Here is a 26,762-nt window from a genome sequence, read left to right as displayed (position 1 = left end):
AGTGGATGGTCCTTGAGCAGCAGCATCGTGCCATCGGCCGGTTCAGTGCGCAGTTCTGCTTATAAGTGGATCGCGCTGTCCAATACGACGCTCGGCGTCCTCATGGCGGCAATCAACGGTACCATTTTGATTATCGCGCTGCCGGTCATATTTGATGGAATTCATGTCAACCCCCTTGCCCCTGGGCAAAGCAGCCTGCTGTTGTGGGTGATGCTTGGCTTCAACGTGGCAACCACTGTTCTTTTAGTCCTATTCGGAAGACTGTCAGACATCTTTGGTCGAGTCCGACTGTATAACCTGGGATTTGCGGTGTTTACACTCGGCTCCATCCTGTCCTCGATTACGTGGAGTAAAGGTATGGCTGGAGAACTGGAACTCATCATCTTCCGCGTCATTCAAGGCGTCGGCGGCGCCTTGCTGTTCTCCAACAGCTCCGCAATCCTGACGGACGCTTTTCCATCCAACCAGCGCGGTTTGGCGCTTGGGTTGAACCAAATTGCCGCGATCGGCGGCAGCGTCATCGGCCTCGTGGTCGGCGGTTTGCTGGCGGCGACAGGTCATTGGCGGTGGATCTTCCTGGTCAACGTCCCGGTCGGGCTGGCGGGCACCGTCTGGGCGTACGTTGCGTTGAAAGAATTGTCCCGCAAAGCCACAGATACCAAACTCGACATCTGGGGCACCGTCACGATGGGCCTTGGCATTCTCGGCATTATGCTGGGCCTGACGTACGGCATCATGCCGTATGGAAACCATCCCATGGGCTGGACCAATCCTTGGGTTCTGACGGGCATCATCGGCGGCTTCGTCCTGCTGGGTGTGTTCATCTGGGTGGAGCATGTGGTGGAAAGCCCGATGTTCTACATGCCGCTGTTCCGAATTCGCGCCTTTGCAGCCGGAAACCTGACGACGTTCTTCTCCGCGCTGGCGCGCGGTGGATTGCAGTTTATGCTCATCATCTGGCTGCAGGGAATTTGGCTCCCGCTCCACGGCGTTTCGTACCAGGATACGCCGCTGCAGGCGGGGCTTGATACGCTCCCGCAGACTGTCGGCTTTTTGATTGCGGGTCCCATCAGCGGCTATTTGTCCGACCGCTTTGGCGCGCGGCTGTTTGCCACATTTGGCATGGCCATCGCCGCGGTTGGCTTCCTGCTGCTGATTGGACTGCCGGTAGACTTCCACTTCTGGACGTTTGCCGTCGACTTGTTCATCATCGGCTTTGGCATGGGGCTGTTTGCCTCGCCGAACAGCGCCTCGGTCATGAATTCGGTCCCTGCCAAGTACCGGGGTGTCGCATCCGGCATGATGGCCACCTTTATGAACGCCGGCATGATGATGAGCATGGGGATTTTCTTCTCCATCGTGATCGCCGGATTGTCCCAAAAGCTCCCGACGGCGCTGCTGACGGGACTGACGGCGCAGCACGTGCCTGCGGCCATCGCGCAGCAAGTATCGCAGCTTCCGCCAACGGCATCGCTGTTTGCGGCGCTGCTGGGCTATAACCCGTTGCAGAGCATGCTGCCAGCGCAGGTGCTGCATATGATTCCGCCGCACAACGCCGCGACGCTGGTGGGCCATACGTTCTTCCCGAACTTGATTGGCCCGCCGTTCATGCACGGCCTGTCGCTCGCCTTCTGGATCTCGTTTGCCCTGTGTGTGGCTGCGACAATTTCTTCCTGGCTGCGCGGCAAGAACTTCGTGTATGATGATGACTCTGACCCGACGCAGAAGCCTTCGTCGAAGAAAAAGCCGGCTGCGCCGGTACAGCCCAACGCCGTGCCCAGCCCGCAGATGAATGCATCGGTTCAGAACACCATGCCGGAAACGGCGGCGAAATAACCTGATTAGAGAACCAAGGCTTGGTGGCTGGTCAGCTGCCGGGCTTCGTTGTATGTAGGGGGGGGGCTGGGAGGACGGTGGCTGGTGGGCTTGGGGGCTTGGGGCTGGAGGCGATAAGGAGCCCTTTCTACCTTAAGGCCGCCGGGATCTGGAGGGCCGGGTGGCCTTAAGGCATTCTTCCTACCTAAACGCCGCCGGAATCGGAGGGGACGGGCGACGACAAGGAACCTTTCCCGCCTTAAGGCTGCCGGAACCCGGGGGGACGGGCGACCTTAAGGCACCCTTCCTACCTAAACACCGCCGGAATCGGAGTGGACGGGCGGCCTTAAGGCACTCTTCCTACCTAAACACTGCCGGAACCCGGGGGGACGGGTGGCGATAAGGCACTCTTCCTACCTAAACGCTGCCGGAACCCGGAGGCCGGGTGGCGATAAGGCACCCTTCCTACCTAAACGCCGCCGGAATCGGAGTGGACGGGCGACGACAAGGCACCTTTCCTACCTAAACGCCGCCGGAACCGGAGGGGACGAGCGGCCATAAGGCACCCTTCCTACCTAAACACCGCCGGGATCGGAGTGGACGGGCGACGACAAGGAACCTTTCCCGCCTTAAGGCTGCCGGAACCCGGGGGGCCGGGCGGCCATAAGGCACCCTTCCTACCTAAACGCCGCCAGAACCCGGGGGGACGGGCGGCCTTAAGGCACCCTTCCTACCTAAACGCCGCCGGAAACGGCGGGGACGAGCGGCCATAAGGCACCCTTCCTACCTAAACGCCGCCGGAGCAGCCACTCTCCCCTCCCCAGCCGCCATCGCTCACACAGTGCCCGTCAGCACACGCTCGATGGCCTTCGCCACGCCGTCTTCATCGAAGTTCGCGGTAACAGCGTCGGCCGCCGCTTTGACCACATCCTGCGCATTGCCCATGGCGATGCCGAGCCCCGCCCACCTGAGCATGGAGATGTCATTCATACTGTCCCCCATCGTGATCACCTGACTGGGGTTGATGCCGTAACGGTCGCACACCAGCTGCAGCCCCGCCGCTTTCGTGACCCCCTTCGGGTTGATCTCGATGTTCATCGAACCGGAGTTGGTCAATTCAAAGCGATCGTCGCCCTGCAACCGCCCCCACAGCGCCCGCATCACGTGGGCATCCTCGCTGTAGAAACCGAACTTCAGCCAATCTGCGCGCTCTGCGTCTGGCGGCAGTTGGTCGTTGATGAGCTGCCGCGTGGTCCGCCCCCAAAAGTGCGCGCCGTGCTCGACAGCCAGTTGGTGCAGCTCCAGCACCTCTGTGCCTGGCATCGTTTTGCGCAGCAGCAGTTCTCCATCCATGCCCCAAACCTCTCCGCCGTTCACCGTGACGAGCGGCAGGCTCAGCCCAAGTTCGCTCGCCAGCGAACGCACGATGCCTTCGATGTACCGCCCCGTTGCCAGCGTAACCTCAATGCCCGCCTCGCGGGCCTTCTGTATCCACTTCCGGTTTTCGTCCGAGATGGTTTCATCCCGCCGAATCAGCGTCCCATCCATATCCAGCGCGATTAGCCGCCAGTTTTCCATCGTCCACATCCTCGTTCTAGAGATCAGATCATCGCGTTGCAGGCCCCAGTCCAATCGCAGCCTGATGGGCCCCAATCCCACTCCACTCACAGCGCTGGCGGTACCCGGTGCCGCGTCGCCTGTTCATAGGCGTAGGCCAGCCGAATCAGCGTTGGCTCCGAGTAGGCCATGCCGGTCAGCGTGATCCCGACTGGTTCCCCCGCCGGGGTGTACCCGCTGGGTACGGTGATGGACGGATACCCCGCCTTGGCCGCGATGCCAGCGCCCCAGTTGTTCGGGAAGAGCAGCGCGTCCAGGTTGTGTTTCTGCATGACGGCGTCAATTCCCTCGTCCCGCGCTCGTCTGACGTCGTTCAACCGGCTGTCAATATACGCCGCTTCCGTCAGCGTCCCCGAGGTTGCCTCTGCCTTCTCCAGCAAGGCTTGTCCGTACTTGAGCATCGTCTCGGGGCGCGCTGCGTTGTAGGAGATCAGATCTTGTAATGAGTGAATGGGCGCCGTCGGGTCCAGCCGCCCAAGGAAGGCGTTCAAGGCTGGCTTGAACTCGTACACCAGCACGTTGATGTCCCAATCTGCGGAGGCGGTCGGAATCTCGGCGGGATCGACCACCACGGCCCCGAGGTCCTGCAGCTGCCGGACGGCCGCGTCGATGATGGCCTGTTTCTCGGGCGGCAGTTCGGTGTAAAACGGTTCCCTGGGGATGCCAATCCGCGCGCCCTTCAGGCCGTTTGGATCTAAGAACACGGTGTAATCGCGCAAGGCGCGCCCCCTGCTGGCGCCCGTCGCCGGATCATCCAGGTCTTCTCCTGTCATGGCACCGAGTAAAATCGCCGCGTCTGCGACGGTCCTCGCCATCGGACCGGCCGTATCCTGACTGAATGAAATCGGAATGATACCGCTGCGGCTGATGAGCCCGACCGTCGGCTTGATGCCAACGATGGAATTTTGGCTGGCAGGGCTGAGAATCGATCCCGATGTCTCCGTACCGACGGCTGCGGCCGCCAGGTTCGCCGCGACGGCCGCGCCCGACCCGGAACTGGAGCCTCCGACATCAAACGTTCCTGGGCCGTACGGGTTTTGCACCTGTCCGCCGCGGGAACTGTACCCGCTCGGCATATGGTCCGACATAAAATTGGCCCATTCGGTCATGTTCGCCTTGCCGAACATCACCGCGCCGGCGGCGCGCAGCCGGCGTACCAAAAACGCATCCGCCGCCGCATAGCGGTCGGCCAGCGCAAGCGAGCCAGCGCTGGTGTGCGTTTTGTCCGCCGTATCGATGTTGTCCTTGACCAGCACGGGAATCCCGTGCAGCAAACTGCGCGGGCCGCGGCTTTGCCGCTCTTCGTCAAGCGCTGCTGCGATGTGCATGGCATCCGGATTCAGTTCCAGGACCGCGTTCAAAGCCGGGCCTTGGTGATTGAACCGCGCCACGCGCGCCATATACGTCGCTGTCAGTTCAACTGCGGTGAGCCGGCCCGCAGCCATGGCGGCCTGTAAATCGTAAATCGTTGCCTCCATCCAATCCTCGTGCGAAAATGCTTGTAAATCTGCCATCGCGACAGCGCTCCTTCTCGGTTCTATACTAGCCCTACGATACGCGAATTTCAGGGGGAACCAACATGAATTTGACACCAAGCCGCCGCATTGCCAACCTGCCCACGGGCGTCTTTTCCGACTTGGCCGCGCGCAAACGACGTGCGGCAGAGCGCGGGCTGACGATCATCGACCTGAGCGTGGGCAGCCCGGACCTGCCGCCGTCCGCCGCCGCGGTGCGGGTGCTCGAAACGTCCGTCCGGGATGCACAAAAATACGGCTACACCCTGACGGCGCTGCCCGAATTCAAAGAGGCGGCCGCACACTTTTACCAGCGCCGCTACGGCGTGACGCTTGCGCCGCAGCAGGAGGTCCTGCAATTGATGGGCTCACAGGATGGACTCGCGCACTTGGCACTCGCGCTCGTCGACCCGGGCGATGTGGTCCTGGTGCCTGACCCGGGCTACCCGATTTACGCCGCCAGCGTCGAGCTTGCGGGCGGCACGCTGGTGACGATGCCGCTGCGCGCAGAAAACGGCTTTCTGCCGGATTTTGAAGCCATCCCAGCGGAGGTCGCAGCGCGCGCGAAGTTCATGATTCTGAACTTCCCCGGCAACCCGGTGGCGACGCTGGTGTCCGCAGACTTTTTCGAGCAGGCCATTGCATTTGCCAAGCGCCACAACATCCTGATTGTGCACGACTTCGCCTACTCCGAACTGGTGTTTGACGGACACCGCGCGGTCAGCCTGTTGTCGGTCCCGGGCGCAAAAGACGTCGCGATCGAGTTTAACTCCCTGTCGAAGACCTTCAACCTGGCCGGCTGCCGCATTGGCTATGTCGTCGGCAACGCAGCGGCCCTGCACTGGCTGGAACTCCTCAAATCCCATGTGGACTACGGTATCTTCGCGCCCATCCAGGAAGCGGCCATCGCGGCGCTGACCAGCCCACCGGACGCGCTCACCGCCCAAGTCCACGTCTATGAGCGCCGGCGCGATGTGCTCGTGGACGGCCTTCGCGCCGCTGGATGGCCTGTCCCCACGGTGCACGCGACGATGTTTCTGTGGGCGCGCATTCCCGACGGGTTCCCCAGTTCCAAGGCGTTCGCACGCACTTTGTTAGAAGAAACCGGCGTCGTCGTCACGCCGGGAGACGCCTTCGGACGCGAAGGCGAAGGCTACGTGCGCATCGCGCTGGTCCAGCCGGAAGCGGCCCTTGCAGAAGCATGCCGGCGCATCGGGCAGTTCTTGCAGACGGCCCGTGGGTGACGCGCAACAAACGGGCGCAGTATACACGGCAACGGACGATCACGACCGTCGAGGCCGAGGCCGCGTGGGGCTGCGAGGGGCTGCACAGCGCTGCACGCCCACGCGGCCCCCACCGCACGCCCGCCCCGTGCAGACTTGTACAGTCCTGTGCGGCCGCCCGGCTGACTTCGTTACAAGTCGAACGTGCGCCGGCGGGTCTCCCGATGGCGCTCGATCGCCAGTTGAATCAATTGGTCAATCAGCTCGGCGTAGCTGACCCCGGTCGCTTCCCACAATTTCGGGTACATGCTGAACCGGGTGAAGCCTGGCATCGTGTTGATCTCGTTGACCAACACCCGGTCGGTCTCCCGCTCGACGAAAAAGTCCATCCGCGCAAGTCCCGTGCAATCCACGGCGCGGTACGCCTCCACGGCCAGCCGGCGTACCTCCTCCGTCACATCCGGCGGGAGCGGGGCCGGAATGATGAGCGCCGAATCCCCCGTCACATACTTGGCGTTGTAGTCATAAAACTCGTTCGAGGGCACGATTTCCCCGGGCACGGAAGCTTTGGGTTCGTCATTGCCGAGGACAGCCACTTCCACTTCCCGGACGTTCAAGCCCTCTTCCACGATGATTTTCCGGTCATACTTGGCCGCCAGCTTGAACGCCGCAGTCAATCCTGTGCGGTTTTTCGCCTTGGAAATGCCGACACTGGAACCCATGTTGGCTGGTTTCACAAAGCATGGATAGCCCAGTTTCGCCTCGACATCCGCCAGCACAGCCTCTGGGTCGGACTCCCACGTCTTTCGTGTGTAGAAGGTGTACGCGGCTTGCGGCAAGCCCGCGGACGCGAACAACTTCTTCATGAACACTTTATCCATCCCCACAGCAGACGCCAGCACCCCCGCCCCCACGTAGGGAATGTCAAACAGCTCCAGCATGCCCTGAATCGTGCCGTCTTCCCCATTGGGGCCATGCAACACGGGGATCACGACGTCAAACGACTCCACCAGCGCCGGCGGCACCAGGGTCAAAGCCGTTTCACCCGGCTGGCTGGCCGGCACGGCGTGCGGTCCCGCGCCCGGTTGTCCCACCGCGGCGTCGCGGTCAGCCCCCGCGTCGATGGACGATGGTTCCGGCGGACCCCCCAGCTGAATTTGAGCTGCCTCTTGCAGCACCTGGGCAGCCTCTGCCCCCACCACCCATTCGCCGCGCCGCGTAATCCCAATCGGGACAGCGATATACTTCTCTGGGTCCAGTGCCTTGAGAATCGACTGCCCAGACAGGATGGACACCTCGTGTTCGCCTGACTTCCCGCCAAAGATAACCCCGACTCGTATTCGCTGTGACACGCTGCCAACTCCTTCATCCTTCATAGTTCGAGTATACCTTATGCCTGCAGCGTGGGCGGTGCCCATCGTGCGCGAAGCGACGCCTGCCACGCTGGCCCGTCAAACCTGCAGAGCGCCCGCGCGCCGTCCGCTTCTGGCGCATTGCCTCGTTTGTGCGTAAGATGTAGAAGGACTCAATCGCGCATCCTGTGTCGAACGTTTTGTCGAAGGTTTGTCGAACGTGTTTCGGACGATTTCATGAATGGAGTGTTGTATCCGTGTTGCCGCTGTCGACCCGTCAATTGACGGATTTAGTGCAAGGGGTCCTGGTACAAGGGAATCTCAATGAGCACATTACCGGTGTTGCCATCGACCATCGGCAGGTTCAGCCTGGCGATTTGTTTGTTGCGTTCGTCGGAGAAAAGCACGACGGACACGACTTTGTCGCGGACGCGTTCGCGCGCGGAGCCGCCGCTGCACTGGTCACCAAGGATATCCAGGTCCATCCGGCGCAGGGCGCTGTTCTCCGGGTGGCAGACCCGCTCATCGCCATCGGACGCCTCGCGGCGTTCGAACGCACCCGCTTTGGCGGCCCAGTCATCGGCGTCACGGGCAGCAATGGCAAAACGACCTCCAAGGACCTGTTGGCTGCTGTCTTCCGCACCAAAGGCCCTTGTCTGGCCACCGCCGCCAACTACAACAATGAGCTGGGACTTCCGCTGACCTTGCTTGGACGGCAAGAGAACCACCAGTCTATCATCCTCGAGATGGGGATGCGCGGCTTGGGGCAAATTCAGCGGCTCTGTGACATTGCACAGCCCACCGCTGGCATCATCACCAACATCGGCCAAAGCCACATTGAAATTCTGGGGAGTCAGGAGAACATCGCCAAGGCCAAAGGAGAACTGCTGGAAGCCCTGCCTCGCGACGGCGTGGCCGTGCTGTCGCTGGACGATCCGTGGCTGGTCCGCATCGCACAGCGCACCCGCGCACGGGTGTTGTGGACCAGTCTCACAGAAAACCCGGAATATGCGGAAGGGCACCGGCCCGACGCCTTTGCGGAGGACATCCGCCACCATGCAGACGGGGTCACATTCGTCGCGCACGTGTTCGGGGAGCGCCAGGAAGTGTCCTTACCCACCTACGGCCGCCACAATGTCGGCAACGCGCTTGGCGCCTTGCTCATGGGGGCCGCGCACGCCCTGCCGCTCGATGCCATGGCCGAAGCGCTGGCGCACGCCCAGATGACCGGCGGGCGTCTGCAGGTGAAGCCAGGCCTTCGGGGCAGCGTTGTGATCGACGATACGTACAACGCAAGCCCCTTGTCGACGAAGGCGAGCCTGTCGGCGCTGAAGGATGTGGCCAGGGAGCGGACGACCGTCGCGATTCTCGGCGAGATGTACGAACTGGGCACCTATGCGGAGGCGTCGCACCGCGAAGTCGGCGCCGCAGCGGCAGAGCTGGGCATTGACCGGCTTGTCACCATCGGCCCCATGGCGCGGTGGATCGCGGCGGCGGCCAAAGACGCCGGGTGCACCGACGTGATCCATTTCGAGGGGAAGCAGGAGGCGCTGGCGCACATCGATGCCCTGGTGCCGGACGGTGCAGCCGTGCTCGTCAAGGCGTCGCGCGGGATGAAGCTCGAAGACGTGGTGCGCGCGCTGACCCAAGGCCAGCCTACCGTGTAGGCCCGAGCAGCGTGCGTCACATGCGTCCCGAGCGAAAAATGGCCCAGATGAGCCACACCAGCATGACGCCGCCAAGAATCAAGCCGACCTCTGTGAGCGGAAACCGCCACAGCAGGTTGGCCGATTTGGCGAGTGCGGATGCAATCAGCAGCCCCGCCATAAAGATGCTGAGTGCGAGAAGCATCACGCTGAACGACAGACGGTTGCTGATGCGGTCGAGCTTGGACAGAATGGTGTTGACTTCATTGACCTCCATTTGGACCTTGATTTTGCCGCGGCCAATCTCCTGCACCATGAACCGAACCTGTTTTGGAAAATCCACCAGAAACTCCGTGACGTCCATTGCCGTGCTGACCAGGTTGCGGCCAATCGTCCGGGGGTGCAGCCGTTCTTTCAGCAGCTGCCGCCCGAACGGCTCGGCCACGTCCATGATGCGAAAGTTCGGGTCGAGTTCTTCCACCACACCCTCAATCGTCAAGAGCGTCTTCCCGACCAACGCCAAATCCGGCGGAATTTGAATGCGATGACGGTACGCCACTTGGAAAATGTCGTTGACGGAACTGGCCAGACTGATTTGACTGAGCGGGATGTCATAGTATTTCTCGCGGAGCATCTCCACATCGCGCCGCAGTTTGTGGTCATCGACGTCCAGCGGGACGACGCCCATGCGGTACAGTCCGCGCATGATGAGTTCCGTGTTTTTCCGCATCAGGCCGACGACCAGTGAAGCCAGCCGGTCCTTCATGTCCGGCGTGAGCCGCCCCACCATCCCGAAGTCCATGAACAGAATCACATGGTTCGGCAGCGCCGCGAGATTCCCGGGATGCGGGTCGGCGTGGAAAAAACCGTGAATCAGCAGCTGCGTGAATACCGCCCGTGCGGCGTTTGCGGCGAGGCGCTGCCGGTCAAAGCCGGCTTGCTCCAGCGCCTGGACGTCCTTTAACTTGATGCCTTCCACAAACTCCATCACCAACACGCGGGGGGTCGTCAGGTCCCAGTAAATCTCGGGAATGTACACGGTCGGGTCGTCTTCGAAAATCTTGCGAATGCGGTCGGCATTCCGTCCCTCCAGCGTGTAATCCAGTTCATCGCGGAGCGACCGGGTGAACTCGGCAACGACATCGCTGACCTGATATAACCTCGCCCAATCAAAGCGGCGTTCTGCCATTTGCGCGAGATCTGCCAGCACTTCGAGGTCGACGCGAATCTGCCGTTCAATATCCGGCCGCTGCACCTTGACCGCGACCACTTCGCCCGTCCAGAGGACGGCCCGGTGAACCTGGCCGATGGACGCCGAACCAATCGGCGTTTCATCAAACGTGCGAAACGTATCCTGGAGCGGGCCGCCCAGTTCCATCTCGACGATTTCGCGGATTTGAGGAAAAGGTACGGGCGGGACTTCGTCCTGCAGCTTGGTCAGTTCTTGAATGAACTCCGGTGGAAACACATCCGTCCGCAAGCTGGCGATTTGCCCCAGTTTAATGAACGTCGGCCCCAGCTGCTCAATCACCAGCCGAATCCGTTCCACCGTTGACAGGCTTTCGCGTCTCTGCGCATCTGTGAAGAACCGCTTCGGCAGGGTAATGAACTCCGCGAATCCGATGCCGTCAATAAACCAGCCAAACCCATTGCGGATGAAAATTTGTGCAATCTGACGATAGCGTTGTAAATGGCGAACGCGTTTTCCCAACGATTGTGTCGCGTTCATCGTGTACGAACCCCCGAACGTCTGCCGGACAGATTTCCGTTTCCTGTGTCCACAGGGCAACTGTTATCTATGTGAACAGTCTAACACAGGAGAGACGCACGGCCCATGACGCGCCAGGCTGCGGGCGGCCGCACCACCTTGCAGCACCCGCGCCGCGAACCGGCATGCAGTCCGGGACCGCTCGGACAGGTCCTTCCTACCGGGGGCCTTAGTACGGGTCGACAATAATGGGCGAGCCCACCACCACGTCGGTCTCGCCGTTCACGGTATCGTCATGAACGGCAATTTGCAGATTCATCCGCTTCCCGTTGGTGAGGAGATACGGCGCGACGGTGGGCACATCGGCAGAAACACTGGTCACCCCGTCAGACGAGATGCCCTCCACACGTGTTGCGTCCGTCTTGGCCAACACCTGTTGGACGAGCCCCTGCGCCTCGTCGGCCGACAAGAGCCCCGGTACGGCGGCGTCGACATAAGCGCTGACCTGCGGCTGGACGTGAAGCGGTTCGATGGCGCGGGCGACAGCCGCCATCGCATCGCCAAGGTCCGTCAGCGTTTGGGTTTGACGGGTCGCGCGAACGACGACAACGGTCGATCCCGGAGTCCCCCCGCTCGCCGCAAAACTGGTGCAGTAAATGGACACGTGCAGGCCGTCTTCGCCTTCACCCGTTAACTCGTAGAAACGCTCACCGTCCACGTTGCGAGTGATGGCCGAGCCATGGCTGACCCCAAGCGCGCTGCCCACCGTTTCACCGACGTTCGCCAGTGCGGACGGAGCGAGAAAGTCCTGGTCGATCACGTTGTAGTCATGCACCAGGTAGCTGTTCACGCGGGCGTGTGCGGCATTCGTGCTTGCCTGAATCAACGCAGCCTCCTGGCGGGCGGCTGTCGTCGCCGCGTCGCCGCCCTCGGCCAACGCCTCCCCGGAGTGCACCAGCAGCCAGCCAATCACACCGGTCGCAATCAACATCCAAGCCAACCGTTTCATTGTCACCGCTCCTCACTGTCTCGCATCTCTACCGACAGTGTGGGCGAATCCGCACAAAAATATACGAGGGTTGATAGATTCGGCACAAGGGTTCGAAAAGGGCTCGTGGAAGATTCATAGATTTGGAAGGACTGACATATCGTTTACAACGGGCACACGAGGCTCACATTTGGTGTTAAGATAAGGTCACCAGGAAAGGAGGTCTGGCATGCAGCGCGCCCAGTTTGGAGTGGAGGATGCGGCACAGGTGTTGAAGTCAGCAGGGCTGCGGGTGACCCAGCAGCGGCTGGCTGTCCTGATGTTGTTGTATCAGACCCCGCGCCACTGCACCGTCGAGGAGCTTTACGAACTGCTGCGCCAGACGACGCCTGCCATCAGCCTGGCCACCCTGTATAACACCATGAAAGCTTTTGTCGATGCCGGCATCGCGCAGGAGCTTCCCTTTGGGGATGGGCCGTCCCGATACGACGTCAACACGGAACCCCACCACCACCTCGTATGCGACGAGTGCGGTGAAATGATTGACATCACCCTGCCTGACCCGGCACTGACATCCGCCGCGCAGGCGCACGACTTCCACATCCGCAGCTTTCATATTGAAGTCCGCGGCGTGTGCGCTGCCTGCGCAGCCAAACGCGAGCGTGAAACATTCAAGCGTTAAAAATGAAAGTTGTCCGGGTCAGGCCCGCACCGCTCATTGCGGTTTAACCCATCAATTTGCGCCATTTCCTGCTCGCTCAATTCAAAATCAAAGATGTCCGCGTTTTCGCGAATCCGCTCCGGACGCACAGACTTCGGAATGGTCACGACCCCGTGCTGCAAGTCCCAGCGAAGCACCACCTGAGCAACCGTCTTCTCGTGTGCGGACGCGATTTGCTGGAGTACGGGGTCATCCATCAACCGGCCGCGCATGAGCGGAGCCCATGCCTCCAGCCGAATCTGGTTTTGTTCGCAGAAGGTCCGCAGTTCGACCTGGGTCAGGTACGGATGATACTCCACCTGGTTTACCATCGGGCGAATCTCACAGTGGTCGAGCAGGTCCTGCAGGTGGTGGATTTGAAAGTTGCTGACCCCAATCGCACGAACCTTTCCTTCGCGGTACAGTTCTTCCATCGCACGCCAGGTGTCAAGGTACTTACCTTTGACGGGCCAGTGAATCAGATACAAGTCGACGACGTCCAGGCCCAGTTTCCTGCGGCTCGTTTCAAACGCCTCGCGTGTCGTGTCAAAGCCCTGGTCGGTGTTCCACACTTTTGTGGTGACAAAAATTTCGTCCCGGGCCGCGCCGGAAGCCTGGATGGCGCGTCCTACGCCTTCCTCGTTGCCGTACAATGCCGCTGTGTCAATACTCCGGTAGCCAGTGGCAATCGCGGCACGCACGGCATGCTCCACTTCGCCGCCGGCCTGGACCTTGTACACGCCTAACCCAAACCAGGGCATCTGTACCCCGTTGTGCAGTGCGACCCGACTCGAAAGCTCCAGACGCATGCAAATTCCCCTCCCACTGATGATCATCTTCAGCGCGTCCGCAGCCAAAAATGGCTGTACACGCCCCATTATGACGCAGACAGGGCCGCTTGCAACAGCTGAATGGCCGGCGTGACGTGTTTCAAGTCCCAGACGGGAAGCACAAAGGGCGGGCTGTCCACCTTCGTGACCCAGTCCGCGCGCTTGGAAATGTCCGGGTTGCACAGCCAAATGGCGTGCATCTCGCTGCCGTTGGCGCCAAGAACGTCGTGATCCCACGAATTGCCGACCATCACCACCTGCCCGGGTGCGACGCCGAGGGCGTTCCGGACCCGCTGGAACACTTCCGGGCTCGGCTTACCGGGGTTGCGCCGATTGAATTCCGACTCGGTTCCATAGACAAACGAAAACCAGGCGGCAACACCCAGCCGCTCGAGCAGCCGCGTGACACTGTCACTGTCGCTGGTGGCCGTATTGCTCAGCACCGCCTGCCCGAGCCCCAGCGCTGCGACCTCCCGCAGCACTTCTTCCGCATACGGGCGCAGCTGCACCTCTTCGCAGCGGTCAATGGGTTTGGTGTCATGTCCACCATAGGGCGGATTGACCAGTGTATCTCCTAAGTCCCAGATCACGTGCGTGATCACGATACCTCACCCTCTCTGGGCGGTGGTCCCGCAGCGGGCAGCGAACGCCCGGTTTGGACCTGCGCCGCCGTCTCTCTGTGTGCTCATTCATACGGACAACGTGGTGGTGTGATCGGATCTCTGCTTTTGCTGCAGCAGGGTCAAACAGCACAGCGCAAATCCCCCCATGCCGGCGGTCACCAAGCCGAGCATCCAGTGCATACCCAGCACATCGTAGATGCGGCCGGTCACCATTGGGCCCAGGCCGCTGCCGAGAAACAGCGAGAATGCGAACAAGGACATCGCTGTTGCCCGCGCGCTCGGCAGCAAATCCGTCGCGAACGTCTGCAAGGTCGAGTGGCAGTAACTAAATCCGAAGCCAAGCACAATGAACCCGAGCGTCAGGGCGGGCACGGTCGGCCAGCCCCAGATGATTGCAAACCCGCAAGTCAGGATACCCGCCCCGAAAATGGGCATGCGCCGCGTACCAATTCGCGCCACGAGCGGGGCAATCGTGCGGCTGCCGGCGAACGCGCCGAGACTGTACGTCGCGGTCAGGAGTCCAATGACAAAATACGAAAGGTGCAGGTTGTTCACCCCGTACACCCCGAGGAATGTGAACCCCCCGTAAAACACCAGCCCTTCCGCCAGGACCAGTCCATAAATCAGCCACACAAACCGCCGGCGGAGCAGCGCTTTATAACGGTCCGCGAGCGGGAGGCTCGGCGGCGCCGATTGCGGGGTGGTTTCCGCCGCACGCTGGCGAAGCAGTGTCCACAGGGCAGGCAGCGCGGCCACCCCAAGAATCAAAAACAGAAAACGATAGCTGAGAAATTGCGCCACAATGCCCCCAATGACAATGCCGAGCGCCTGGCCGGAGGTGCACAGCGACATAAAGAAGGCAATCGCTTTGGAGCGCTCTGCATACGCAAAACGGTCGCCAATTTGCGCCAGGCTGGTCGGAATGATGCCGGCCGCAAACATGCCGGTCAGCACCCGCAGCACCAAGAGCGCAGAAAAACGATGTACCACCGCACAACCAACGGTACCGAGCGCGAACAAACACAGAGACAACACGATGGTTCGAACCTTGCCAATCCGGTCGGCCAGCGGTCCATAAGCCAGCTGAAACACACCATAGGGAATCGAGTAGGCCGTGACGAGGAGCGCGGCCGCTGACGGCGTGGTGTGCAGCGCGATGGCGATGGCCGCCAGCATCGGCGCAATGGCCCGATTGTCCGAATTGACCAAAAAGCCGCCGAAGCCAAGTGCCCACAGCAATTGCTGATTGCGGAAACCTTGTTCTACCGGTGCTGGTGCTGCATTTGTTGAAATGTTGATTCCCCCCCTCCCATCTTTCAATGATACACACTGGAGGGTCTGGAATGCACGTGCTGCACGTTCGGGGCGTTCGTAGGGGCGTTCAAAAACACAAAAAAAGAACAACAGCCGATGGGCCATTGTTCAAGTAAAGGGGGAAACTCGTTCACAAGCACAGTCTCATCATAGTGCGTCTCCCTTGAAATTCCCTCTAATTTTTCCGCGTGATTTGCGGGACTGATTTACGGAACTGAATCCACGGGACTTTTTCAAGAAACTTTCTTGACGGGACCTCGGCACGCAGCCGAGCTTGCACGCGCAGCCATGCTTATCCCGACGATGCCTGTGACGGCGTCACGCCGAACCGAAACAAGGGCTGCCAATATGCGTCGGAGATTTTGAACGTCTGCAAGCCGTGTGTGGTCAGCGCAGCCACCGTGTCGTTGCCGATGTAAATCCCATCAAACGTCACCTGTGTATCAGTGGGCGAATCACTGAAGAAGACCAGGTCACCCTTATGCAACTGGGCTGGATCAGAAATGGGCGTTCCCGTTTGCGCTTGCTCCTGTACAGTACGTGGGAGTGAAATTCCTGCTCGCGCGTACACGTACTGGACAAACGCGGAGGCATCCAACTGCTGGTCAGGAGGCTCTGCAAGCAACTGTTCTGTCGTCTTGTAAATCGTATCCTGGCGGTATTGCGCAACCGGCTCTGCAGGGGCCACCGTGATGACCACACTGGGGGACTTTCCGCCCTTCGTGTGCGCTGCCGAGTCATGTTTGACACCTCGAACGGTCCAGACCAAGGCAACGACCACACACACCAGAAGAAGTCCTCCAGCGTACAGAACCATCCGCTTCCCAGGGCGAGTCACAGCATTCCCTCCCATGGTTTACTCCCCCCAATTGTACCTTGAAACAAGCCCATTCGGGGGAAAAGTGCCGACCTGTAACAAGGAGTTCGAAACTTGACCGTGTTTCACACCATGTCAGCCGGCTTGTCCTTCTTCCGGGGACGCGACGCGCCTTGCGTTCATGTGTAAGAATCCCCCCGCCGAAGAAGTCATGATTCATCAGGGGTATCTTGTCCGGTCCAAGACGAATTATCAGTCTTTCAGGTAAAGATTCACCCTCTCCAAAGACAGCCGTCTTCGTCCTGTGTTATAACGAATTTAACCACACTTTCCTGCGGGAGGACATCATGAAAGCTGTTGCCATTGGCATTCTCTCATCTTTCTTCTTTGCGGTTACCTTTGTCCTGAATCGACTGATGAGTTCCGATGGCGGCAGTTGGATTTGGAGCGCTTCGCTCCGGTACTTGTTCATGCTGCCTCTGTTGTTACTGATTGTCGGATCACGCCGCAACCTGCGCCCACTGCTCGGGGAAATCAGGATACACCCATGGTCATGGCTGTGGTGGAGTTTCGTGGGGTTCGGCTTGTTCTACGCACCGCTCTGCTTCGCCGCTGCCTACAGCCCGGCGTGGCTGGTCGCAGGCACCTGGCAATTCACCATTGTTGCCGGTTCGCTGGTCGCGCCGCTCGTCTACGAAACCGTGCGCACAGGGGACATCGTGATGAAAGTCAGGCCTTCCATCCCCCTTTCAGGCATGGGTATGTCGCTCATCATTCTGGCCGGCATCGCCATCATGGAACTGTCCCGCGCTGGACACGTGAGTCCGCGCGGGCTGGTGCTGGGGATTGTCCCCATCCTCGTTGCGGCGTTCGCCTATCCGCTCGGAAACCGCAAGATGATGGCGCTGTGCGGCGACCGGCTGGATGCCTGGCAGCGCACGCTCGGCATGACCATTGCCAGCCTGCCGCTGTGGGTCATCCTGAGTGTGTATCAGTGGATCTCGCACGGTCTGCCGGCCCCTGGCCAGGTTCTGCAAAGTTTCATCGTGGCCCTGTTTTCCGGGGTTATCGCGACGGTACTCTTCTTCACGGCGACCGACCTGGCCCGGCACAACCTGCACCACCTCGCCGCCGTCGAAGCCACGCAGTCCGGGGAGGTGGTGTTCACCTTGTTCGGCGAACGTCTCCTCCTCCCAGACACGACCACCTCCGCGCTGGGGTATGTCGGCGTGGCGCTGGTCGTCATTGGCATGGTGCTGCACAGCCTCGTCTCCGCACGTCCCAGCCGCCGGCCGCCAAGGATCGAGCAGACCGACGCAGCCTCCGAGCGAAGCGTCTGATGAGGCCGGCCAAACCCGGCAGAATGCCACCACGCTCGCAGGTTTGGAGCCATGCTGCCATTATTTTTGTAATGAAGTCTAGCAGCCATCCATGATAGGCTTTCCCTTGAAAGCTCAAAACTACGCCGAATCCGAACAGGTACGGGGGAATTTCTTTTTGGGGTGAAAGTGTTTCGACACGAGGGCACTCCCTGCCCAAACCCGTCAACTAACCCCGGAGGCACAAGGGGGAGCAGCATGCAGCAGCGTGACTCGAAACGAATGCTTCGCATGATTTTGTCTGGCGTTACCGCCGTGGTATCCATTGGAACTTTTGCGGGCTTGGCGAATGCAGCCACGACGACCACCACGGTCGAGGTAGATCGCGCCGCTTATCTCATAACGGCGGCCCACACCGGGGCGAGCCGCATCGCGCTGGAACCTACAGGCACCAAACTCCGCGTCTTGACAGGCAGCAACGCGTACTGGTGGCATGTGGAAGACGAACAAGACCGGGTCGGTTATATCACGCGCAACACCTACTGGACACAGGCCGTATCGGGATCGGCAGCATCGACATCCGGAACGGCTGGACAAGCTGCCAGCACGAGTACGCCAGCAACCGCTTCGTCCGCCTCGATGGTTGCTTCGGGGACGTACGAAAGCCTCGGTGGCCTGCTGCCACCGGGCGTGACCTTGGATCCAAACATCACACCGCTGGCACCGCTGGACGCAAGCTACCAGACCAAGTTGAACGCCGTGCTGCAGGTCGCGGAAAGCAAGCTTGGCACTCCGTACGAATGGGGGCACAATGAAGACCGCGGCCAGACGGGCTTTGACTGCTCCAACTTCACCGAATATGTATACCACCACGCACTGGGTTACGACATGAGCACCGCCTCGCAGACACAGTACAAGCGTGTGGGGGTGGCAGTCCCAACGCAAGATATGCAGCCGGGCGACCTGGTCGTGTTTAACGACGGCGGTCATGTGGGCATCTATGCCGGCAACGGCGAGATGATTCAGGAAGGCGGCGGTTTGAAGAAAGTCGGTTACCTCCCGTTGAAACCTGGTTCCTACTGGTACGACCATATTACCGTTGTAAAACGCATGTTCTAACGCGCCGAGCGAACGAACCCTCTGAGCGAATCAACCATCGGAATTGGTACGACGGGCGGCCGAGGCCGCCCGTTTTTGGTTTGCCCACGCGACTCTATTCTATGTTTACAAAAACCACACGTAATCTTTTCACGCTATCCACAGTCGTTGACAAATTACACACGAGAAATTTACAAGCCCAATCTATGCTTTTCCCGTAATCCATTCAAAGAAAAAATTGGAGGTCTCGAGGGGTATGAACAAAACGTTCATCAAGTACGTAACGGGGTTCGCCGTGACGGCGAGCATGCTGTCCACTGCTGCGGTGGCAGCACCGACGGCACTGGCTTCCACGGTGTTGACAGAGTCTGGGTCGTCTTTGATGTATCCGTTATTCACCAACGAGTGGGACAGCGCATATCAGAAGGCCGCCGGCGTCACCATCCGCCCGGCTTCTACCGGCAGCGGCACCGGCATCACGGATGCAGAGAAAGGTCTTGTCGACATTGGTGCATCTGACGCCTATCTCCCGCCTGCAACCCTTCAGGCGATGCCCAACATGGAAAACATTCCGTTGGCCGTTTCCGCCCAGCAAGTGATGTATAACCTGCCGGGCATCAGCCAGTCCACCCACCTGAAACTGTCCGGGAATGTGCTCGCGCAAATCTATCTCGGCAAAATTACGAATTGGGACAACTCGCAAATCCAGAATCTGAACAAAGGCGTGAAACTTCCGAACCATAAAATCATCCTGGTGCACCGGTCGGACAGCAGCGGTGACTCCTTCCTCTTCACGTCGTACTTAACCGACACGAATGCGCAGTGGAAGTCTCAGGTCAACGAAAGCACCCTGCCATCCTGGCCAGCGGTATCCGGTTCCCTTGGCGCTTCAGGGAACAGCGGCATTGTCACCGCCCTGAAGAACAACCCGTATTCCATTTCGTACGTTGGCATCAGCTACTTGAAAACAGCCCTGGCTGCAAATAAGTCCATCGGCTACGCCGCACTCGAGAACCGGACCGGGAATTTTGAACTGCCCACGAGCGCAAATATCTCGGCCGACGTGAACGCCGTCGTCAGCAAGGTGCCGAAAAATGAGGCGTACTCCCTCATTTATGCCCCAGGCAAGACTTCGTATCCCATCGTCAACTTTGAGTACGCCATTATCAACAAGCACCAGCCAAACGCCACCAAGGCGGCTGCCCTTCGCAAGTTCCTGAACTGGGCCATCAGCCCAACCGGAGGCAATCAATCCAAATACCTGTCGTATGTGAACTTCCTGCCGCTCCCAAAGAGCATAGAAGCGAAAAGCCAGGCACAGATCAACCAGATTACGGGTTAAGGAGGAAAATCGTTTGAAGCGGACACTGCTCACCATCGCAGCAGCATCTTCGATCATCCTCGGCGCGTTTGCGCCGGCGGCCATGGCCAAGACCGTGTCGGTCCCGAGCAAGGCCTGGTCACACGACACATTTGAAGTCGACGGAACCCCTCAGTACGGTCTAACCAAGGTTGAAGGGTTCACGTACCAGAGTGCACAGTGGGTCTCCGCGTATGCGGTCGTGCAGCTTCTGAACCAAGTCAACGCGAACGCGCTGTGGGTCGGTCATACACTCTACCTCTTGAACAGCGGACTGGATGCGTCACAACTGCCGGCGAAAACCTCGGGTGATGCCAACGTCGTGGCCGACGGGCAAACGGTGATGAAACTCCCGCACCTCGTCGAGAAACCGCCGGTGAAGGGCGCGACAGCCACCTCGTACCTGCGCATCTCCGATGTGGAGGCCATTTTGAAGGCACTCGGCTACACGTACCAGTACAATAGCAAACAAGGAACCCTGAACGTTCAACTGCCTGCTGCCGCGTCTTCGATCATCGCGACGGCCGTCGACGAAACCCCCGGCCAAATCGTGGTTACACTCAGCGCACCTGTATCCAGCGTCGACCCGAGCGACTTTACCGTCACCGATTCGACCGGCACGCTGTCCGTCACCAATGCGAGCCTGGACGCCAGTGGAACCCTTGCCACCTTGACGGTTCCGGACCTGCCCAGTTTGCAAAGTGGTGCGATCTCTCTCTCGGTCAGCTACGATGGCAGCACCCCATTCACCGGCGGGACGCTGGGCCCTGTCTCGATTGAGGCCTTGAACGGCGGCACCGCTGTCACGGGACCGGTCACGCTCTCGGTGTACAACGGAACAGCGTCCGCAATCGATTCGCTGCAAGCTGTGGACGCCAGCAACGCACCCTACGCGGGTACGGTTACGTACGCCTCATCCAATCCGTCCGTCGTTGAAGTCACAACAGACGGCAAAATCATCGGCATGAGTGCGGGAACCGCGACCATCACGGCGACCGACCCGCAGGGCGACACCATCGCCCCGCTGACGGTGACCGTCGCTACGGCTCAGTAAGGCAAACGAAACGCGTGGTTCTGCCACGATGCCGATTCCCTCAACGGAACCCGTGTCACCAAAAAACGCCTTGGTCCCCCTCCAAGGCGTTTTTGGTGTCTGCCGCGCATCGTCCGCATGTCAGCGTCCACCCACTGGTTCGGTTTGCATGGTCTGCCTGCCTGCTTACGGCTTGACGCCGACCAAGAGGCCCCTGTTTCCATGCACATGCACGCATGTCGCGTCAAATCCGCATTCTTTGAGCCAAGTCAGATGTTGATACAACGAAATCGGAAAATCCCCCCGCTCGCGCACGCGTCGCGCATGCGCGTCAAAACTCTCCCCTTCATGGGAAGAAACGTGGGTGTGAAACAACCGGTCCTGCCGCTCCCAGACCACGTGCATCACTTGCCAAATGCGCTCTGACTCAACCGCCAGTCGGTCCAGCAGCAGGAACATCCCCCCAGGTGGAAGCGTGTTGTACACGTACTCGTAAGCAGCCCGCAGCTGCGGCGCAAGCAAATGGTGCAGCGATTGAATCGCGATCACAAACTGATAGGGATGATTTGGGAGTTGCAGCGAATCCAGCTCGCTCAAATTGTGCTGGACCGCTTCGAACCGATTCGGATACGCCTTCAAGCGCTCCGCCGCCAATGTCATCATCGCTTCAGAGAAATCCACGCCGACAACAGACGCACCCGGGATGCGGTCAAAAATCAGCTGCTCAACCTGCCCGGACCCGTACCCCAAATCCAATATCCAGTGTCCCGGCGTGAATTGGTCGGCCAAGATGGAGACGAGGACATCGAGCTGCTCCGAACGGAGTGGATTTCTTTCGTGACCCTCTTTGTCCCACTGCTTGGCCGTTTCTGCATTCGTCCAGTCTTGTGTCACGGCGCACCTCCGGCATCAGAATGAAATTTGAAGCGGGAACGGTCAGCCCCAAATGTCGTTTGCCAACTGAACCACAAACGCTAACTTTCTCATTGTTCGTCTTCCGTGAGGAGATTCCCTTCTTCTGTCGAAGCAAACCCGCACTGCGGGCTTAAGCAGAGTTGTTCGAGCGGCACATACCGCGTCGCCTCGTCCACTTTGCGCTTGATGTCGTCCGGATGCTCGAGCGCCCCGTGCTTGGAAGTGACCAGCCCCAGCACAATGTTCAAGTCAGGCCGGTTCACGAACCGCAGCGGGTGAAAATCGCCGGCGCGATCGGAATCATACTCCAAAAAGAACCCATCAATCTGCAGCTGCTGAAACAGCACCTCCGCCACCGGCTCGTATCCGCCCGACGTCATCCAGGTCGAACGGAAGTTGCCGCGGCAAATGTGCATCGTGATTCGCAAGTCACTTGGCCTGTCCGCCAGCGCCTGATTGATGACGGCGGCGTTGGTCGCCTTCAGTTGTTCGGGGTCAATCCCCTTCGCTCGCAGCGCGGCCAAGGACTCCTCGGAACAAAACGTCGTCGCCCACGAAGTATCGTCCAATTGGATGTAGCGGCACCCCGCGTCATAAAACGCCCGAATCGCTTTCCGATAAGCCATCGCGAGGTCGTGGTAATACGCGTCCCTCTCATCATAGACCCCTGGCATCAATTGGCCGCGCAGATGCAACATACTTGGGCTCGGAATCGACAATTTTGACTGAGGCCCCACCAGGCCATGCAAAAACCGATAATCCTCCAGCATCGGATGGTCTGTGAAGTCGATTTTACCCACGACTCGGACCGATCTCGATTTGGTCTGTGTTCCGTGGAATTGAATCCCCTGCTCGGTGTCAAATCCCTCCACGCCGTCCAGCCCTTCAAGAAAGTCCAGGTGCCACCAGGCGCGGCGAAACTCGCCGTCGGTGATGCCTTGGAGGCCGATTTCCTGTTGCTTCCGAACCACCCGTGCAATTTCCTCATCTTCGATTTCCCGCAAATTCGCGCGTGTGATGGTGCCCGCCCGAAATTGTTCACGGGCATCCTTTAATCGCTTGGGTCTCAACAAACTGCCAACGTGGTCGGCACGAAACGGCGCTTGCATTGCATCCACTCCCCGTCCCTGTAATTTTATGCTGCAAGCCTGCTTCTCACATCCTGCCCTAGAGCTCGTCCCACTTCAAGTTTGCCGACTTGGTGTAGTTGGTCACCTTCTGTTCAAAGAAATCTGTCTTCATGGAATTCATGGCGGCAAACTGCTCAACCCACGGCATCGGATGCGCCGTGACATTCGGATAGAGAATCGGCATCTGTAACGACTTCAGCCGAAGGTTGGCCAGGTACTGAATGTATGATTCAATCAGTTCGTCGGTCAGGCCAGGGATCTGCCCATTCGTGACGTACTGGCCCCAGGCAATTTCATGAGCCACCGCCTGGCGCATCATGTCCAAAAGCTCGTCCATCAGCTGCGGCGTCATCAGGTGTGGATTCTCTTTGGCGATTTCTTCAAAGATATGACGGAACAGGGCTAAATGCGTGAGTTCGTCTCGTTGAATGTACTTGATTTCAGACACCGTGCCAAGCATCTTCCCCTGTCTGCCCAGTGCGAAGAAGAAGCTGAATCCAGAATAGAAGTACACCCCTTCAAGAATATAGTTGGCCATGACGGTCTTCACCAAGTTTTTGTCACTTGGGTCATGAATGAATTCTTCGTACCGGTCGGTGATAAATTGATTGCGCCTGCGCAAATGCTCATCATTCCGCCACTCATTGTAGATTTGTTCGCGGATCTCGGCGCTGACCACGGAATCCAGGATGTATCCATAGGATTGCGAGTGCACCGCCTCTTGAAACGCATGGACGGTCAGACACAAGTTCACCTCCGGTGCCGTGATGTACTCATTGATGTTTGGCAGGTTATGCGTTTGAATGCTGTCCAGGAAAATCAGAAAGGACAATATCTTGTTAAAGCTCCTTTGCTCGTGCGCTGTGAGCATGGCATACTGCCGCGCGTCGTCGCCAAGCGGAATCTCTTCCGGAATCCAAAAATTACTCATCATCCCCCGATACATCCGATAGGCCCAATCGTACTTCACATTGTTTAATTCAATGAGATTCGTGGTGTTGCCGCCGATGATTCGACGTAATCCCCAATCTCGGTCCCCAGCTTCATTAAAGAGTTTTGTCCGCTGTAACTGCATCGTCAAAGCCCCCATCGCATTGTCGCTCAATCAGGATGAACAAGCCACGCAGTCTTCGAGTTCCACCGACCGGCTGCGCACGTAATACACCGTCTTTAACCCGCTTCTCCACGCCTGAAGATACAGATTCAAAAAGTCCCTCACATGAATGTCCGGCGTAATATACAAGTTGAACGATTGAGACTGGTCAATATGGCGTTGTCGGACAGCCGCAGCGCGAATGCTCCAGGTCTGGTCAATCGCATGCGCCTCCTTGTAATACCAAAACGTCTCAGGGCAAAGTCCTGGTGCCGTTTGTGGGACGACACCGTTTTTCTTTTCCTCCAGGAAAAACCGGGCAAACACCGGATCAATACCGGCTGTGCTGCCGGCAATCAAACTTGTACTGCTCGTGGGCGCGATGGCAAACAGATACCCGTTTCGAATCCCATGGGTTCGCACTTGTGCCTTCAGCCAGTCCCAGTCGGGGCCATCCGCCTTGGTCCGGTATCCACGCACGTCGAAGTACGCACCCGTCTGCCAGTCCGACCCTTCAAATAAAGCGTACGGCCCTCGTTCCTTGGCCAATTCCATCGAGGCCTTGATGGCAAAGAAGTTGATCCATTCAAACAACCAATCGACTTCTTTCAAGTGCGCCTCGGACTCCCATGGGATGCCCTTGTGCGCGAGGTATTGATGATATCCGCTGACCCCAAGACCGACGGCGCGGTACTTTTGATTCGTGATTTGCGCTTGCCGCACGGGGTAGTGATTGAGGTCGATCACGTTGTCCATGCCCCGCATTTGCGACGCAACCGTCCGCTCAATATCCGGCAGGGTATTGCACCGCCCGAGATTCAACGAAGACAGGTTGCAGACCACGAAATCTCCGGGCACGTAGCGGACCACAACCTCCCCATTCTCTGTGGATTCTTCCATCATGCGCATCGGCTTCATGTTTTGTATAATTTCCGTGCACAAATTGCTGCAGTAAATCATGCCCGCGTGTTGATTGGGATTGAGGCGATTGGCCGTGTCTCGAAAGAACAGAAAGGGCGTCCCTGTTTCGAAAGCAGACTGCATGATGCGTTTCATCAAGTCAATGGCGGGAACCTCTGTCTTGTCCAGCGCTGGGCAATCCACGCACGCCTGGTACCGCCGTTCAAATTCTTCGCCGAAGGCGTCTTCCAGGTGAAACCCCATCGTTTGATACACTTCGTGTGGACAAAACAGATACCACGGCTCGCGGTTCTCGACACGGCGCATGAACGCATCGGGAATACAGACACCCGGAAAAATGTCGTGTGCTTTGAGACGCTCGTCTCCATGATTGGTGCGTAACTGAAGAAAGTCCTGAATGTCTTTGTGCCACACGTCCAGGTAAATGGCCGCGGCGCCGCTTCGAACCCCCAGTTGATTGCAGCTCACCGCCGTGTTGTTGTAGTTCTTGACCCAAGGAATGACCCCGCCGCTGGCCCCTTTGTGATTTTGAATCGCTGACCCTCTCGCCCGAATCTTTCCGACGTAAATGCCCATGCCGCCGCCAAATTTTGATACGCGCGCAAAGGCCTTGTCCGTTTCATAGATGCTGATGAGGTCATCCTCCGGCATGTCAATGAAGCAGGAACTCAGTTGATGGAAGGGCTTGCGGGCATTACTGAGGGTCGGCGTTGCAACCGTCGCCTCCAGTTTGGACAACATGTCGTAGAATTGCTTAGCCTTCGCAACCTTGTCCACTTCACGCATCGCCAGATGCATCGCGACCCCCATGAACAGTTCTTGCGGCAGTTCAAGGGTCTCGCCATGTTCGCCATGAATGACATATCGATCCATCAACTGTTTGAGCCCAACATAATTGAGCAGCAAATCGCGTTCGGGTCGTATGTAGCGCGCAAGTTCATCAATCTGCTGCTTCGTGTATGCCTTTCGAATGTATGTGCCATACCGCCCCATTTCTTCGAGACGTACGATGAGTGTATAAAAGTCACCATAACCAACCTCTGTATACTGGCGGTTCCGCGAAGCTTCTTTATAGCTGTCCGACAGGAGCAGCCTTGCGGCAACAAACTGCCAATTGGGTTGTTCAACGGAGGTCTTTTCCGCAGCAACCCGAATGAGCAGCCGCATGAGTTCCTGCGTCGATATGCCGTCCCGTACCTGCAAATGCAAAGCCGCGGCCAGCGCATCCGGGGTACACCCCTCCACCCCCTCACACGCACGTTGAATGGTTCGGAGCAGTTTTTCACCATCAAACCGTTCAGCCCTACCGCTCCTCTTTTGAACCATGACAGTCCCGCGGAGACCGGGTGAAATCAATCCTTCTGCCACACTCACGCTACATTCCCTCCTCACGCAATGAAAAACTCGCAAAATAAAAACCCTGTCCCAGCGAGGGACAGAGCGCGGTTTGTCACGATGGATGAACGAATTCCGCCAACGCGAACGACGGCATGAATTCGATACTTGCATCGATTCCAAAGCCCCGCCCAATCCCTCGTGGGCGTCTTTCAAGTCCAAACTTGGCAGGTCTCCGGGCTTGAAATCATCCGCATCAACAAAGCCTTCCCCAATGCAACATTGAGTGGCCGGTGTCAAGCACCCATTGCCGTGCGTCTTTCTTACCGTGGCGAGGACCGCTCCAGACTTTCACTGGATTCCCTTTTCACCCACCTGTGCGGGCACCAAGTTTGAATCGGTTTTGTGGCG

20 protein-coding genes, 1 pseudogene and 2 riboswitches are annotated in these 26,762 nt (G+C 58.9%); of the genes and pseudogenes, 8 read left to right on the top strand and 13 right to left on the bottom strand.

Going from position 1 to position 26,762, the window contains the following annotated elements:
• The first annotated feature begins 12 nt into the window (after positions 1 to 12).
• Positions 13 to 1,836, top strand: coding sequence for an MFS transporter (locus JI721_RS08185; RefSeq protein ID WP_274457529.1), 1,824 nt, complete (start codon positions 13 to 15; stop codon positions 1,834 to 1,836).
• An 813-nt stretch (positions 1,837 to 2,649) separates the two neighbouring features.
• Here the strand turns inward: JI721_RS08185 and JI721_RS08180 are convergent.
• Positions 2,650 to 3,393, bottom strand: coding sequence for a Cof-type HAD-IIB family hydrolase (locus tag JI721_RS08180; protein ID WP_274457528.1), 744 nt, complete (start codon positions 3,391 to 3,393; stop codon positions 2,650 to 2,652).
• Positions 3,394 to 3,479: 86 nt separating this feature from the next.
• Positions 3,480 to 4,946, bottom strand: a complete 1,467-nt coding sequence (locus tag JI721_RS08175) for an amidase (RefSeq protein WP_274457527.1) — start codon at positions 4,944 to 4,946, stop codon at positions 3,480 to 3,482.
• A gap of 65 nt (positions 4,947 to 5,011) precedes the next feature.
• On the opposite strand from JI721_RS08175, the gene JI721_RS08170 reads away from it, so the two are divergent.
• Positions 5,012 to 6,190, top strand: coding sequence for an aminotransferase class I/II-fold pyridoxal phosphate-dependent enzyme (locus tag JI721_RS08170; RefSeq protein WP_274457526.1), 1,179 nt, complete (start codon positions 5,012 to 5,014; stop codon positions 6,188 to 6,190).
• 170 nt (positions 6,191 to 6,360) lie between these two features.
• Here the strand turns inward: JI721_RS08170 and JI721_RS08165 are convergent, their stop codons facing one another.
• Positions 6,361 to 7,521, bottom strand: a complete 1,161-nt coding sequence (locus JI721_RS08165) for a D-alanine--D-alanine ligase (RefSeq protein ID WP_274457525.1) — start codon at positions 7,519 to 7,521, stop codon at positions 6,361 to 6,363.
• 257 nt (positions 7,522 to 7,778) lie between these two features.
• On the opposite strand from JI721_RS08165, the gene JI721_RS08160 reads away from it, so the two are divergent.
• Positions 7,779 to 9,188 (top strand): UDP-N-acetylmuramoyl-tripeptide--D-alanyl-D-alanine ligase, encoded by a 1,410-nt coding sequence (locus JI721_RS08160; protein ID WP_274457524.1) that lies wholly within the window; start codon positions 7,779 to 7,781, stop codon positions 9,186 to 9,188.
• A gap of 16 nt (positions 9,189 to 9,204) precedes the next feature.
• Here the strand turns inward: JI721_RS08160 and JI721_RS08155 are convergent, their stop codons facing one another.
• Together JI721_RS08155 and JI721_RS08150 are read right to left on the bottom strand one after the other, a co-directional pair.
• The gene (locus JI721_RS08155) at positions 9,205 to 10,896 is read right to left on the bottom strand and encodes an ABC1 kinase family protein (protein ID WP_274457523.1); all 1,692 of its coding nucleotides are present in this window, start codon (positions 10,894 to 10,896) and stop codon (positions 9,205 to 9,207) included.
• A 208-nt stretch (positions 10,897 to 11,104) separates the two neighbouring features.
• Complete coding sequence (locus JI721_RS08150; RefSeq protein ID WP_274457522.1) at positions 11,105 to 11,884, bottom strand: YwmB family TATA-box binding protein; 780 nt, start codon at positions 11,882 to 11,884, stop codon at positions 11,105 to 11,107.
• Positions 11,885 to 12,092: 208 nt separating this feature from the next.
• On the opposite strand from JI721_RS08150, the gene JI721_RS08145 reads away from it, so the two are divergent.
• A complete protein-coding gene (locus tag JI721_RS08145; protein WP_274457521.1) occupies positions 12,093 to 12,545 on the top strand; it encodes a Fur family transcriptional regulator in 453 nt (150 codons plus the stop codon).
• Here the strand turns inward: JI721_RS08145 and JI721_RS08140 are convergent.
• The 4 genes from JI721_RS08140 to JI721_RS08125 all read right to left on the bottom strand — a co-directional run bounded on the left by JI721_RS08140 (position 12,542) and on the right by JI721_RS08125 (position 16,168).
• Positions 12,542 to 13,372, bottom strand: coding sequence for an aldo/keto reductase (locus JI721_RS08140; protein ID WP_274457520.1), 831 nt, complete (start codon positions 13,370 to 13,372; stop codon positions 12,542 to 12,544). The two genes, JI721_RS08145 and JI721_RS08140, sit on opposite strands and share 4 nt — an antisense overlap.
• A 68-nt stretch (positions 13,373 to 13,440) precedes the next feature.
• On the bottom strand, positions 13,441 to 13,995 hold the full coding sequence (locus tag JI721_RS08135) for an HAD family hydrolase (RefSeq protein WP_274457519.1): 555 nt from the start codon (positions 13,993 to 13,995) through the stop codon (positions 13,441 to 13,443).
• A gap of 87 nt (positions 13,996 to 14,082) precedes the next feature.
• Positions 14,083 to 15,336, bottom strand: coding sequence for an MFS transporter (locus tag JI721_RS08130; protein WP_274457518.1), 1,254 nt, complete (start codon positions 15,334 to 15,336; stop codon positions 14,083 to 14,085).
• Between the two features lie 286 nt (positions 15,337 to 15,622).
• The gene (locus JI721_RS08125; protein WP_274457517.1) at positions 15,623 to 16,168 is read right to left on the bottom strand and encodes a C40 family peptidase; all 546 of its coding nucleotides are present in this window, start codon (positions 16,166 to 16,168) and stop codon (positions 15,623 to 15,625) included.
• A 326-nt stretch (positions 16,169 to 16,494) separates the two neighbouring features.
• On the opposite strand from JI721_RS08125, the gene JI721_RS08120 reads away from it, so the two are divergent.
• The 4 genes from JI721_RS08120 (at position 16,495) to JI721_RS08105 (ending at position 20,978) form a co-directional block, all read left to right on the top strand.
• The gene (locus JI721_RS08120; protein ID WP_274457516.1) at positions 16,495 to 17,487 is read left to right on the top strand and encodes a DMT family transporter; all 993 of its coding nucleotides are present in this window, start codon (positions 16,495 to 16,497) and stop codon (positions 17,485 to 17,487) included.
• Between the two features lie 113 nt (positions 17,488 to 17,600).
• A riboswitch (cyclic di-AMP (ydaO/yuaA leader) is annotated at positions 17,601 to 17,725 on the top strand.
• The gene (locus JI721_RS08115; RefSeq protein ID WP_274457515.1) at positions 17,725 to 18,585 is read left to right on the top strand and encodes a C40 family peptidase; all 861 of its coding nucleotides are present in this window, start codon (positions 17,725 to 17,727) and stop codon (positions 18,583 to 18,585) included. (Overlaps the previous riboswitch by 1 nt.)
• 235 nt (positions 18,586 to 18,820) lie before the next feature.
• Entirely contained in the window at positions 18,821 to 19,906 is a 1,086-nt protein-coding gene (pstS, locus tag JI721_RS08110; protein ID WP_274457514.1) for a phosphate ABC transporter substrate-binding protein PstS, read from the top strand.
• Between the two features lie 13 nt (positions 19,907 to 19,919).
• Complete coding sequence (locus JI721_RS08105) at positions 19,920 to 20,978, top strand: Ig-like domain-containing protein (protein WP_274457513.1); 1,059 nt, start codon at positions 19,920 to 19,922, stop codon at positions 20,976 to 20,978.
• A gap of 165 nt (positions 20,979 to 21,143) precedes the next feature.
• Here the strand turns inward: JI721_RS08105 and JI721_RS08100 are convergent, their stop codons facing one another.
• The 4 genes and pseudogenes from JI721_RS08100 to JI721_RS08085 form a co-directional block, all read right to left on the bottom strand.
• Entirely contained in the window at positions 21,144 to 21,851 is a 708-nt protein-coding gene (locus JI721_RS08100; protein WP_274457512.1) for a class I SAM-dependent methyltransferase, read from the bottom strand.
• Positions 21,852 to 21,893: 42 nt separating this feature from the next.
• A pseudogene (locus tag JI721_RS08095) lies at positions 21,894 to 22,981 on the bottom strand (5-methyltetrahydropteroyltriglutamate--homocysteine S-methyltransferase).
• 58 nt (positions 22,982 to 23,039) lie between these two features.
• A complete protein-coding gene (locus JI721_RS08090) occupies positions 23,040 to 24,077 on the bottom strand; it encodes a ribonucleotide-diphosphate reductase subunit beta (protein ID WP_274457511.1) in 1,038 nt (345 codons plus the stop codon).
• Between the two features lie 30 nt (positions 24,078 to 24,107).
• On the bottom strand, positions 24,108 to 26,342 hold the full coding sequence (locus JI721_RS08085; RefSeq protein WP_274457744.1) for a ribonucleoside-diphosphate reductase subunit alpha: 2,235 nt from the start codon (positions 26,340 to 26,342) through the stop codon (positions 24,108 to 24,110).
• Between the two features lie 218 nt (positions 26,343 to 26,560).
• A riboswitch (cobalamin riboswitch) is annotated at positions 26,561 to 26,757 on the bottom strand.
• Between the last annotated feature and the right edge of the window lie 5 nt (positions 26,758 to 26,762).

The sequence above is a fragment of the Alicyclobacillus cycloheptanicus genome (genome assembly GCF_028751525.1).
Classification (GTDB): Bacteria; Bacillota; Bacilli; order Alicyclobacillales; family Alicyclobacillaceae; genus Alicyclobacillus_L; species Alicyclobacillus_L cycloheptanicus.
This window is presented reverse-complemented; position numbering and strand designations above follow the sequence as displayed.

What these genes read in the sequence shown, in the direction of transcription:
- JI721_RS08175 (WP_274457527.1), bottom strand. Translation starts at nt 4,946, where the DNA reads ATGGCAGATTTACAAGCATTTTCGCACGAGGATTGGATGGAGGCAACG.
- JI721_RS08170 (WP_274457526.1), top strand. Translation starts at nt 5,012, where the DNA reads ATGAATTTGACACCAAGCCGCCGCATTGCCAACCTGCCCACGGGCGTC.
- JI721_RS08120 (WP_274457516.1), top strand. Translation starts at nt 16,495, where the DNA reads ATGAAAGCTGTTGCCATTGGCATTCTCTCATCTTTCTTCTTTGCGGTT.
- pstS (WP_274457514.1), top strand. Translation starts at nt 18,821, where the DNA reads ATGAACAAAACGTTCATCAAGTACGTAACGGGGTTCGCCGTGACGGCG.
- JI721_RS08090 (WP_274457511.1), bottom strand. Translation starts at nt 24,077, where the DNA reads ATGCAGTTACAGCGGACAAAACTCTTTAATGAAGCTGGGGACCGAGAT.
- JI721_RS08180 (WP_274457528.1), bottom strand. Translation starts at nt 3,393, where the DNA reads ATGGAAAACTGGCGGCTAATCGCGCTGGATATGGATGGGACGCTGATT.
- JI721_RS08115 (WP_274457515.1), top strand. Translation starts at nt 17,725, where the DNA reads ATGCAGCAGCGTGACTCGAAACGAATGCTTCGCATGATTTTGTCTGGC.
- JI721_RS08145 (WP_274457521.1), top strand. Translation starts at nt 12,093, where the DNA reads ATGCAGCGCGCCCAGTTTGGAGTGGAGGATGCGGCACAGGTGTTGAAG.
- JI721_RS08140 (WP_274457520.1), bottom strand. Translation starts at nt 13,372, where the DNA reads ATGCGTCTGGAGCTTTCGAGTCGGGTCGCACTGCACAACGGGGTACAG.
- JI721_RS08155 (WP_274457523.1), bottom strand. Translation starts at nt 10,896, where the DNA reads ATGAACGCGACACAATCGTTGGGAAAACGCGTTCGCCATTTACAACGC.
- JI721_RS08085 (WP_274457744.1), bottom strand. Translation starts at nt 26,342, where the DNA reads ATGGTTCAAAAGAGGAGCGGTAGGGCTGAACGGTTTGATGGTGAAAAA.
- JI721_RS08150 (WP_274457522.1), bottom strand. Translation starts at nt 11,884, where the DNA reads ATGAAACGGTTGGCTTGGATGTTGATTGCGACCGGTGTGATTGGCTGG.